This is a genomic window from Pseudomonas sp. Pseusp21 (assembly GCF_059492145.1).
Map to the genome: position 1 here is coordinate 5,443,100 of NZ_CP168520.1, position 11,874 is coordinate 5,454,973.

General features: G+C 60.5%; 9 protein-coding genes. All 9 read left to right on the top strand.

The annotated features are described in order from the left end of the window. Positions 1 to 17 precede the first annotated feature (17 nt). The 9 genes from ACEN93_RS24770 to ACEN93_RS24810 all read left to right on the top strand — a co-directional run bounded on the left by ACEN93_RS24770 (position 18) and on the right by ACEN93_RS24810 (position 11,718). Positions 18 to 755: a cephalosporin hydroxylase family protein gene (locus ACEN93_RS24770; protein ID WP_039765554.1), complete on the top strand. Its 738-nt coding sequence runs from the start codon at positions 18 to 20 to the stop codon at positions 753 to 755. A 55-nt stretch (positions 756 to 810) separates the two neighbouring features. After that, positions 811 to 3,726: a TIGR00180 family glycosyltransferase gene (locus tag ACEN93_RS24775; RefSeq protein ID WP_490843958.1), complete on the top strand. Its 2,916-nt coding sequence runs from the start codon at positions 811 to 813 to the stop codon at positions 3,724 to 3,726. 104 nt (positions 3,727 to 3,830) lie between these two features. Further along, positions 3,831 to 5,066, top strand: a complete 1,236-nt coding sequence (pseC, locus tag ACEN93_RS24780; protein ID WP_074687529.1) for a UDP-4-amino-4,6-dideoxy-N-acetyl-beta-L-altrosamine transaminase — start codon at positions 3,831 to 3,833, stop codon at positions 5,064 to 5,066. Positions 5,067 to 5,679: 613 nt separating this feature from the next. Continuing rightward, a complete protein-coding gene (pseF, locus tag ACEN93_RS24785; protein WP_039765557.1) occupies positions 5,680 to 6,375 on the top strand; it encodes a pseudaminic acid cytidylyltransferase in 696 nt (231 codons plus the stop codon). Next, entirely contained in the window at positions 6,372 to 7,874 is a 1,503-nt protein-coding gene (gene pseG / locus ACEN93_RS24790; protein ID WP_495610631.1) for a UDP-2,4-diacetamido-2,4,6-trideoxy-beta-L-altropyranose hydrolase, read from the top strand. The genes pseF and pseG overlap by 4 nt, the downstream gene beginning before the upstream one ends. Then, entirely contained in the window at positions 7,871 to 8,923 is a 1,053-nt protein-coding gene (gene pseI / locus ACEN93_RS24795) for a pseudaminic acid synthase (RefSeq protein ID WP_495610632.1), read from the top strand. Before pseG ends, pseI begins: the two co-directional genes overlap by 4 nt. 226 nt (positions 8,924 to 9,149) lie before the next feature. After that, entirely contained in the window at positions 9,150 to 10,076 is a 927-nt protein-coding gene (locus tag ACEN93_RS24800) for a ketoacyl-ACP synthase III (RefSeq protein WP_085611535.1), read from the top strand. Positions 10,077 to 10,162: 86 nt separating this feature from the next. Further along, entirely contained in the window at positions 10,163 to 11,455 is a 1,293-nt protein-coding gene (locus ACEN93_RS24805; protein ID WP_495610633.1) for a motility associated factor glycosyltransferase family protein, read from the top strand. Next, positions 11,452 to 11,718: a hypothetical protein gene (locus ACEN93_RS24810; RefSeq protein ID WP_163974313.1), complete on the top strand. Its 267-nt coding sequence runs from the start codon at positions 11,452 to 11,454 to the stop codon at positions 11,716 to 11,718. The genes ACEN93_RS24805 and ACEN93_RS24810 overlap by 4 nt, the downstream gene beginning before the upstream one ends. Positions 11,719 to 11,874: the final 156 nt, after the last annotated feature.

The window sequence follows — 11,874 nt, forward strand, 5'->3', positions numbered from 1 at the left end:
CCCTTGAGATTTTGAAAATGACCGACAACAGCATCAACAAAGCTTTCGAAGCCGAATGCCGCGAGCAGATCGCCCAACAGGGTGACGACCAGAAACTCACCGGCCTGGCCCGCGATTTCTTCAACGAATCGGCCAAGCACAAGTACAGCTACCACTTCTCGTGGATGGGCCGTCCGATCATCCAGCTGCCGCAAGACATGATGGCCATGCAGGAAATCATCTGGCAGGTGAAGCCGGATCTGGTCATCGAGTGCGGTATCGCCCACGGCGGTTCGATCATCTACTACGCCTCCCTGCTGGAACTGCAAGGTCACGGCGAGGTGCTGGGCATCGATCTGGACATCCGTGCGCACAACCGAGAAGCCATCGAAAGCCACCCGATGAGCAAGCGCATCAAGATGATCGAAGGTTCGAGCATCGACCCGGCCATCGCCGCTCAGGTTCGCGCTGCCGCCGAGGGCAAGAAAGTCATTCTGGTGCTCGATTCCAACCACACCCACGACCACGTGCTCGAAGAGCTGCGCCTCTACGCGCCACTGGTTTCGGTCGACAGCTACTGCGTGGTGATGGACACCGTGGTTGAAGACATGCCGGCCGATTTCTTCCCGGATCGTCCATGGGGTCCGGGCGATAACCCGAAGACCGCCGTGTGGAAATACCTGGAAGAGAGCAAGGATTTCGAGATCGACGTTCAGCTGCAGAACAAGCTGCTGATCACCGTGGCGCCGGACGGCTATCTGCGTCGCGTTCGTTAATTCGCAACATCACCAAAGCGTTGTCTCGGCGAGTCGCCGGTTGTGGAGAGAAGTTATGCAAGGCAAGTACAGTTCTGAACTGACGCTACCGCTCAACGAGCTGTTGACCGTAGTGCTGATTACGCACAATCGTCCGGCGTTCCTGCGTCGGGCGGTGAAGTATTACAGCAGCCTGCCCTGCAGAATCATGGTGCTGGACTCCACGGCCGAGCGGCCGGAAGGCGACTTCTCCGCAGTTGATTACCACCACGTGCCGCAGTTCGCTTACTGGGGCATGCAGGCCAAGCTGGCCTATGGCGTGGAGCAACTGACCACGCCGTACATGGTGCTGGCGGCCGACGACGACTTCATCCTGCACGATTCGCTGGCCGAGTCGGTGGGCTTCCTGCAGGCGAATCCGGATTACGGCATGTGCCACGGTTACTGCATGATGTACCTGACGCTGGGCGGTGGCGTGAGCTACTACCGCCGCGACAAGAAAGTGCAGGAAGACTATGCGTCCGAACGGGCGCAGGACCGCGTCGTCGACTACATGAGTCAGTACATCCCGCCGTTCTACGCGGTCACCCGTACCGACCTGATGAAAACCTGGCATTCGGCATTGCCGCCGGGCACCAGTTTCCAGTGGCAGGAAATCGGCCATGTATATTTCCTGCTGGCCAGTGCCAAGGCGCGAATCCTGCCGATCCCGTATGTGGTTCGTGAGATCAACTATGGCAACTCTGAGCACAGCACAGAGGTCTACCACTCGCTGACCTATATCGATGCGAAATCCGTGGCCGAACGCGAAGCCTTCGCCGAGTTCCTCGCGGGTCTGCCAACCGGTATCAAAGACTTGAACGCAGAGCAGGGCAAGGCGTTTGCCCTGCAAAGTTTCGAGGCGATGGTCGACAGTCTGCAAAGCGGCCGCGCCCTGACGGCGGAGCTGATTATCCAGTCGACGTGGAACCAGGAGCTCAAGCGGCCGGACCGCCGCTTCGGCCCCCTGCAGTACGTCGAAATGCCGTTCTACAACCAGGCATTCTTCGATCGCCTCGAACAGTTCGAATTCATGCTGCACGCGATGCCGGCCGGGCGCATTCAACTGGAAAAACTCGAGGGTGTGTGGACGCGTCAGGCGCACCTGATCCAGGCGCGCAACAACGATACCCCGGCCAGCGTGCTCGACCGTCTGTGGCAGGCCCATGATCTCAATGCGTTCAACCGCACCGTAGCCAAGCGCCTGGCCGAGCAACTGGAGCTGTCTGGCGAAAGTGAGGAAGCGCTGAAGATGCGTGACTGGATCGCACGTCTGGAAACGCTGACCGTCGCCGATCACCATCAGGTGTTCGACCAGATGCAATCCGGGCGTCTGCTCAAGTGGCTGGAGTCGCGTCAAGCCGATGCGGTGCAGATCGGGTCGATTGCCGAACATCTGGCCGTGAACGGTGGTGGTCCGCAATTCGGCATTTTCCTGCTGGATATGGATGACGACATCGACAAGTTGCAGGTCAGCCTCGACAGCCTGCTCGAAGGTCAATGCAAGGCATTTCGCATTGTCGTGTTCACCACCGGTGAAGCACCGGCGGCGACCACTGCGCAGAACACGCTGCACTTTGTCCGCGTGACTCCCGACAATCTGGTCGACAAGCTCAACCAGAGTGCTCGTCAGTCGCCTTGCGACTGGTTGCTTCTGGCTGAGGCGGGGGATGAGTTCACTGCCGGCGGCCTGTTGCGCGCCAGCCTGGAGCTGATGAACGCTGGCGGTATCAGCGCCGTTTCCACGGACGAGATTCAGCGCCGGGAAAACGGTGCGCTGATGGATGTGTTCCGTCCGGGCTTCAATCTGGACCTGTTGTTGAGCCTGCCGGGCCTGATGGCGCGGCACTGGCTGATACGGCGTGAAGTGTTGTTGGAAGTTGACGGCTACCGGGCCGATTTCAGCAAGGCGCTGGAGTTCGATCTGCTGCTGCGCATCATTGAACAGGGTGGCCTGAACAGCCTGGCGCACCTTGATGAGCCGCTGCTGATCACTCAGGCGCCGGAGCTTGAAGAGAATCCGCATGAGCGTCTGGCATTGCTGCGTCATCTGGGCAATCGCGGTTACAAGGCCAAGGTCACGTCGGCGGTGCCGGGGGTCTACCAGATCGATTATCACCATAGTGATCGCCCTCTGGTTTCGATCGTTATCCCGGCCGGGGACGATCTGTCTGCTCTGCAACGCTGCCTGGAAGGCGTGCTGTTGCGCACCCGCTATCACAAGTACGAAATCCTGATTGCAACCACGGCTTCGCAATCGGCCGAGGTCAATGACTGGCTCGGGACTTATCAGCATCCGAAAGTCAGCGTGCTGCGCGCCGATCAATCGCTCAGCACGGCCGCGCTGTGCAACGCGGCCAGCCAGCAGGCTCAAGGCGAGTTTCTGGTGCTGTTGGCGGCGGACGCGGAAGTGGTCAATCCGAACTGGCTCGACTCGCTGCTCAACCATGCGCTGCGTCCGGAAATTGGGGTGGTCGGTCCCAAACTGGTCGACCGCGACGGCAAGGTCAGCCAGGCCGGTCTGATCCTGGGCATGAACGGTGGTGTCGGCTCGGCATTCGTCGGCGAGAAACACGACGCCGAAGGCTATCTGTACCGGTTGTCCGTGGACCAGAACTACACGGCGGTTTCCAGCGTTTGCCTGATGGTGCGCAAAGAATTGTTCGAGGCTCTGGGCGGTCTGGACGACAACACGTTCGCTGCCGGCTTCAGCGATGTCGACCTGTGCCTGAAGGCCGGTCAGGCCGGCTACCTGACTGTCTGGACGCCATCGGTGCAAGTCATCCATCAGGGCGATATCGCCCAGGCTGATCAGGCACTGGCTGCATTGCAGGAAAAATGGGCGGCGGCGTTCGCTCAGGATCAGGCGTACAACGCCAACCTGAGCCTGACTGGCAAAGGCTTTGTGCTGAACGACAGCGCTTCGCTGAACTGGGCGCAATTGATCGCCTAGGCCTGGCGTACAAGGAACAGGACTCAAGTTATGGTTAATGGTAAGTCGATCTTCATCTGCAGCGGCTCCGGGCTGTTCGCCGACTCACCTGCGAAGCATTCGGCATGATTCCCTACGGTCGGCAAAGTGTCGATGAAGCGGACATTGATGCGGTGGTCGCGGAGCTGCAATCGGACGGGCTGGTCAAGGGTTCGGCGGCAGAGCGTTTCGAACGGTCTGATATCGATGCTGTGGTTGCCGTGCTGCAGTCGGACTGGTTGACCCAGGGGCCGACCATCGAGCGTTTCGAGCAGGCAATGGCCGAGCGTTGTCAGGCTGACTTTGCGGTGGCGGTGTGCAATGCCACGGCGGCGCTGCACATTGCCTGCATGGCCGCGGAGCTGGGACCTGGCGACCGCTTGTGGACCACGCCGAATACCTTTCTGGCCTCGGCCAATTGCGGGCGTTATTGCGGTGCCGATGTCGACTTCGTGGACATCGATCCTCTGACCTGGAACCTTGATGCCGAGGTTCTGGCCAGCAAGCTCGAGACCGCCGAGCAGACGGGAACGTTGCCCAAGGTGCTGGTGGCGGTAGCGTTTTCCGGGCAGAGCTGCGACATGCGGCGAATCGCGGAATTGGCTGAGCGTTACCGCTTCACCGTGATCGAAGATGCCTCGCATGCCGTCGGAGCATCCTATGCCGGGCGCCCGGTCGGTTGCGGCGAGTTCGCAGCGATGACCGTGTTCAGTTTTCACCCGGTGAAAATCATCACCAGTGCCGAGGGCGGCATGGTCCTGACCAATCGTCCGGAGCTGGCCGAGCGTTTGCAGCGTCTGCGTTGCCATGGCATAACCCGGGATCCGCAACAGATGATCGGGCCCAGCCATGGCCCTTGGTACTACCAACAGGTCGAGCTGGGTTTCAACTATCGGATCACTGACTTGCAAGCCGCGCTCGGCCTTTCGCAAATGAGCCGGCTGGACGAATTCGTCAACCGCCGCCGAGAATTGGCGGCACGCTATGAACGCTTGCTGGCGTATCTGCCTGTGACGCTCCCGAGCGCGCAAGCGGAAGCCGATTCGGCCTGGCACTTGTATGTGATTCGCTTGCAGACCGAGCGTGTCGGTCTTAGCCATCGCCAGGTGTTCGAAGGATTGCGCGCGGCCGGTATCGGTGTGAACCTGCACTACATTCCACTGCATTTGCAGCCGTACTATCGCGACCTGGGATTTGCCGAAGGCGATTTTCCCGAGGCTGAGCGCTATTACGCCGAAGCGATCAGTTTGCCCATGTTTCCGTTGTTGAGTGCTGAGCAACAGGATCATGTCGTCGAGCAACTGCGTCGTTTGACCCAATGAATTTCGCTGCTATGGAGGATGGGAACCTTGCACTGCGTGATCTGAGTGAGCAGGAGGAATTCTGGCAGGGCGAACTCGGCAACCAGTACGTTGACCGTAATGTCGGCCAGCCACTGGTCGCAGCACCCTGGCGATATTCTCCAGGGTGCTGGCGCGTGCCAGGCGGATCGACAACCGGGTGGAGTTGGGGACCAATGCCGGCAACAATTTGCAGGCGCTGCGTCAACTGCTGCCCGGATGCAAGCTGTTCGGGGTCCGGACCAATGCCAATACCTGCGCCAGGGCACGGTTCGCTGTTCGGTTTCCCCGGGATCGACAGTACGACTTGACCCTCAGCAAGGGGGCTGATTCATCTGGATTCGTCGTTGCTGCCGATGGCTTATGCGTAGCTGTATGATCTGAGCAGTCGCTACATCCTGATTGCCGAGTACTACAACTCGGCACCGGTGGAGGTATCCTGTCGCGGCAACAGCGGCAAATTGTTCAAGCGATTTCGCCGGTGAGTGCTTGAATTTTATGCTGATCTGCAATTGCTGGATTACGGGGTTGTGTATCACCACGATCCACAATTTCCGGCGGACGACATCACTTGTTTCTTACTGGAAAAACGCTCTTGAGCAATGTTGCAATCATTCCTGCGCGCGGTGGCAGCAAACGGATACCGAGCAAGAATCTGAAACTGTTCGACGGTTTGCCGATGATCGTCCACTCGATCCGTACGGCACTCAAATCCGGATTGTTCGAGCAAGTCGTGGTCAGCACCGACGACGCAGAAATTGCCGAAGTGGCGATGGCGCACGGTGCGCAGGTACCGTTCCTGCGTCCGGCACATTTGGCCGATGACTTCACCGGCACTGCAGCAGTCATCGTGCATGCGCTGCAACAACTGCCGGGCTTCGATTACGCCTGCTGCGTCTACGCCACGGCGCCATTGCTGCAGACGCGTTTCCTGCGTGAGGGCTTTGAACTGCTCGAGCGTCAGCCGGAAAAGTCCTTTACCTTCTCGGTTTGCCGTTTCGGTTTCCCGGTACAGCGTGCGCTGACCCTTGACGGGCGGGGCGCTCTGACCGCGTTGTATCCGGAGTTTCGCAATACCCGCTCGCAGGATCTGCCCGAGGCCTTTCAGGATGCCGGGCAGTTCTATTGGGGGCGCAGCGCCGCATGGCTGAAAGGCGATGTCCTCTACTCCTCGGCCAGCCTGCCGGTTATTCTGCCGCGGCATCTGGTGCAGGATATCGATAATGCCGAAGACTGGCAGCGTGCCGAATACCTTCACGCTGCACTCAAGGCAGGTGGAGAACTGCAGTGAGAGTCCTGATTCGCGCCGACTCGTCGCCAACCATCGGCAGTGGTCACATTGCCCGCTGCCTGCCTCTGGCCCGGGTGTTGCGGGCGCAGGGCAGTCATGTCGCGTTTGCCTGCCGACGCTTGCCTGGCCATCGGCTCGACATGTTGCACGCCGAGGGCTTCGCGACGTTTGCGTTGCCGGATCGTTACGCCGGTGAAGACCCGGAGCAGGCCATCGAATCGATGCTGCCGTGGCAGGCGGATATCGATGCACTGGCGGCGCAACTGGAAGGGCAGCCCGGATTTGACTGGGTCGTCGCCGACCATTACGGCCTCGACCATCACTGGCAGACCGCAGCTCGTCGCTTCGCACCACGGGTCGCCGCCGTCGATGATCTGGCGACCCGCCGCTACAGCGTGGACCTGTTGCTCAATCAGAACCTCTCCGGGCTCAGCGAAAATTATCAGCCGCTGCTGCCGGCCGGTTGCCGAACACTGCTCGGCCCGCGCTTCGCCATGCTGCGCGAAGAGTTCAGTGCCCCGGCCATCGAGATCAAACCGGTGGCGCGCCGGGTGCTGGTGAATTTCGGCGGCTTTGATGCGGCACGCCAGACTCATCACGCGATGCTGGCGCTGGCGGATTTTTCGGCGCTTGAAGTGGATTTCGTCGCCGGCGCCGACAACCCGGCCTGGGCAGAGATGCAGGCGCTGGCCGAAACCCGACCACACTGGCGGCTGCACAGTTTCGTCAGTGATTTTCATCGGCGCATGACCGAGGCCGACCTGTTTATCGGCGCCGGCGGTGGCACCAGTTGGGAACGCGCGGCCCTGGGCCTGCCGACGATCTGCATTGCGGTGTCGAACAACCAACAGGCCAACGGCGAAGTGATGGCGGCGGCCGGCGCGCATGTGTTCATGGGCGCGCGCGAGCAGGTCAGTGTCGAGCAACTGCGCGATGCCATCGGCTTTGTCGTGGGCAACTTTTATCTGCGCCAGAGCCTGGCCGAGCGTTCGCGGCAACTGGTCGACGGACGCGGTGCGCTGCGGGTGGCGACGGCACTGGCCGGCGCGGTGCTCAAGTTGCGTCCGGCGACGCCGGATGACGCGCAGTTGCTGTTCGACGGACGCAATGCCGAGGCGGTGCGCCGCTGGTCGCTGGACAGCGCTGCGATTGACTGGACGCAACATGTGAACTGGCTGGGCGCGAGCCTGCGCAATCCTCAGCGGTTGCTGCTGGTGGCCGAGGCGGATGACGGCCCGGTCGGTGTCCTGCGCTACGATTTGCGCGGCTTTGAGGCAGAGGTTTCGCTGTATCTGCTCGAGGGGCGTTTCGGCCTCGGCTGGGGCAGGGCGCTGCTGGCACAGGGCGAAGCCTTTGTGGCAGCGCACTGGCCGCAAATGACCGCCATTACCGCCCAGGTCTTGCCGGCCAATCAGCCCTCGATGAATGTTTTCCGTGACGCCGGGTTCACCCAGAGTGCCTGCGCGTTCACCAAGGTTTTGAAGGAATCCCGTCAATGAGCAGTTTCAAGATCGGCAGCCGCCGGATCGGTGCCGATGCGCCGCCGTTCATCATCGCTGAAATGAGCGGCAACCATAACCAGTCGCTGGACGTCGCCTTGCAGATTGTCGAAGCGGCGGCCAAGGCCGGTGCCCATGCCTTGAAGCTGCAAACCTACACCGCCGAAACCATGACCCTGGATCTGGCGGAAGGCGAATTCTTCATCAAGGATCCGAACAGCCTGTGGGCCGGCACCTCGCTCTATGACCTGTATGAAAAGGCCCACACACCCTGGGAATGGCATGTGCCGATCTTCGCCCGGGCCAAAGAGCTGGGCATGCTTGCGTTTTCGACACCGTTCGATGACAGCGCCGTGGACTTTCTCGAAAGCCTCGACGTGCCGGCGTACAAGATCGCCAGTTTCGAGAACACCGACCTGCCGCTGATCCGTCGTGTCGCGGCGACCGGCAAACCGCTGATCATTTCCACCGGCATGGCCAGCCTCGCCGAACTCGACGAAACCGTGCGCGCCGCCCGTGAGGCGGGATGCAAGGATCTGGTGCTGCTCAAGTGCACCAGCACCTACCCGGCGACCCCGACCAACAGCAACTTGCGCACGATCCCGCATCTGCGTGAGTTGTTCGGTTGTGAGGTCGGGCTGTCAGACCATTCGATGGGCGTTGGCGTGTCGGTGGCGGCGGTGGCGCTGGGCGCTACGGTGGTAGAAAAACACTTCACCCTCGACCGTTCTGCCGGTGGGGTGGACGCCAGTTTCTCGCTGGAACCGGCGGAACTGGCCAGTCTGGTGGTCGAGACCGAGCGCGCATGGCAGGCCATGGGCCAGGTGCATTACGGCGTGACCGAGGCTGAGCAAAAGTCTCTGGTTTACCGCCGGTCGCTGTACGTCACGGCCGATATGGCGGCCGGTGAACCCTTCACTGTGGCTAATGTGCGCGCCATTCGTCCCGGTCTCGGCTTGCCGCCCAAGCACGCCGAAGCCGTCCTCGGGCGCCGTGCGCGCCAGCCGATCAAACGTGGTACGCCGCTGGACTGGTCATTGGTCGAATGACCCGATCTGTCATCGATTCGGCAAAATAGCGTGACCTGCGAGTCATAACGCGCATCTTCACTGTATTGTAATGACCGGGGAGATGGCGCCTGGCCCGTTTTCGGTTCCAGTGATAGCCCTTTGCGCTCCCCGTGGCTGCCCGTTGTGGCGGCCGTTTTCTGTTTGTCGGCGCCCCTCGAATCCTTGCGAGCGGTGGTATTGGGCTGTTTATTATTGGGAAGCCGTAATGATTGGCATAAAAAGCATTGCGAGCTACGTTCCTGTAGCCGGCGTGGACAATTACGCACAAGGTGCAAAATTCGAGAAGGATGAAGAATTCATCCTCGGCAAGATCGGTTCGGCCTTCCTCCCACGCAAAGACGCGGAACAGGAAACCTCCGATCTGTGCGTTGAAGCGGCCAATGCGCTGTTTGCCAACAACCCTGAACTGAAACGTGAATCCATCGATGCGCTGATCGTCGTCACCCAGAACGGTGACGAAGAAGGCCTGCCGCACACCGCTGCCATCGTCCAGGACAAACTCGGCCTGCCGACCAATGTCGCGGCGTTCGATATTTCCCTCGGCTGCTCCGGTTACGTCTACGGCATCTACGCGATCAAAGGCTTCATGGAAGCCGCCGGCCTGAAGAATGGGCTGTTGATCACCGCCGACCCGTATTCGAAGATCGTCGATCCGGAAGACCGCAACACCACCATGCTGTTCGGCGATGCCGCCACTGCCACCTGGATGGGCGAAGATCCAGTCTGGGCGCTGGGCAAGGCCAAGTTCGGCACCGACGGTTCCGGCGCACCGCACCTGAAAGTCACCGATGGCGTGTTCTTCATGAACGGCCGTCAGGTGTTCAACTTCGCACTGCTCAAGGTGCCTGCGCATCTGCACGAACTGCTCGACGATTCCGGTCTGAAGGCCGATGACATCGATGCCTTCTGCATTCACCAGGGCAGTGCGGCGATTGTCGATGCCGTGGCGCGGCGCTTCGAAGGCGAGCCGGAGAAGTTCATCAAGGACATGGTCGAGACCGGTAACACCGTGTCATCCAGTGTGCCGCTGCTGCTGGAAAAACACGTGATGGATTCCGATTGGAACCGCATCGCGATCAGTGGTTTCGGCGTCGGTCTGTCGTGGGGTTCGGCGATCATTTATCGTCCTTGAATCGGTTAAAAACGGCGGATACAAAAATAGCGTTCAAGGGTTAACCTTGAACGCTATTTTTTTGCCTGAAGGGAGCGCGAGGCGCCATGAGCGAGTTTTTCCAGGCCAATGCTGAAGTCGTCGAGCGACGCTGGCCGGCGCTGTTCGCACGACTGCTCGGCGAAGACAGTTCGGCGATCGAGGCTGAGCTGACGCAGGGGCTGGGCTCGACGCTGAGCATTGGCGGCATTCAGCTCACCAGCCGGCATGACCGTGTCCGCGAGGCGCAGATTCAGGCTGCCAGCCTGCCGGCGGACAAGCCGCAACTGCATGTCTACGGCACCGGCCTTGGGGACTTGCCCACGGTGCTGCTGGAGCGCACCGGACTCGAGCGGCTGTATGTGCACATCCTCAACGGCGCGCTGTTTGCCCTGGTGCTGCAATTGCTCGATCAACGGGAGTGGTTGCAGGACCCGCGGATTGAATTGCTCTACGCCGGCGACCTGTCCGACATCTGCACGCCGTTTTTCGCCTTGCCCGCCGAGATGTTGCTGGCTGATGACTTCAACGCGAAGATCCGCGATCGGCTGGTCAGCGAAGTGCACCTGAGCTTCAACAATCGTGAGTTCGATCCGCAGTCACCGTTCATTCAACAGCGTCTGCGCGACTGCTTGCCTGTGTTGCTCGCCGATGATGATGTGGCGACCTTGTTCGGCACCTGTGCCGGTCGGGAGATCTATGTGATCGGCACCGGGCCGACGCTGGAACAGCATTTCGAACGTCTGGCCGCGATCCGCGAGCGGGCCGGGCGTCCGTTGTTCATTTGTGTCGATACCGCGTACCGGCCGCTGCGCGAGCACGGGATCGTGCCCGACTATGTGGTGAGTATCGATCAGCGCATCAGCTCCCGGCATTTGCCATTCGAGGAATCCGACGGCATCCCGCTGGTGTATCTGCCCATGAGTGACCCCGAGGTGCTGAGGGCCTGGAAGGGCAAGCGTTATGGCGGTTACTCGGCCAGCCCGGTCTATGCGGCATTGCGTGAACAGCACCCGAGGGCGCTGCTGCATGTGGGTGGCAGTGTGATTCACCCGGCCGTGGACCTGGCGGTGAAGATGGGCGCTGCACGCATCACGCTGTTCGGTGCCGATTTTGCCTTTCCGATGAACAAGACCCATGCCGGCTGGAATGACGGTGACCTGGGGCCGTCGGTGAATCAGGCGCGGCACTGGGTGCGTGACGGGTATGGCGAGCGCGTCAGTACCCAGCTCAACTTTCGCGGTTATCTGTGCGTGCTGGAGCGATACATCGCCAGTCAGCCGCAGGTGGCATTTTTCAACAGCAGCCGCGCGGGTGCGCAGATTGCCGGTACAGCGTTCAATCAGGAGTTTGTGCAATGACTGCACTGCAAAGCTGGGTAGACGAATGCCATCAGTGCGCCGGGTTGTTCCGCCTGGGACGTGACGTCGAGGCGGCGTTGACCATGGTCGATGTGTTCGAGGGCGCGCAGCAGTCATTGCTGTCGGCCGGCACGCAGAAGCAGCAAGTCTGGGCGCAATTGCTCGCACAAATGCTCGAGTGCCAGGAGCGTCAGGACTGGTTGGGCCTTGCCGATTTCATGGAGTACGAGTTGATCCAATTGCTGGAAGCCCCGTCCGCCTGACGACGGTCGAAGGCGCTGGCCCGCAGGTTTGCGCCACGGACGGTTTTATGGCGTCATTTTTTCGAAGGTAAAGTGCTGCTAAGTCTTTGTTTTCTAGGGGGTGGCAGGGTGATGGCAAAATTTTTCAAAAAAGCCCTCAAGCAACCTGCAAACCCG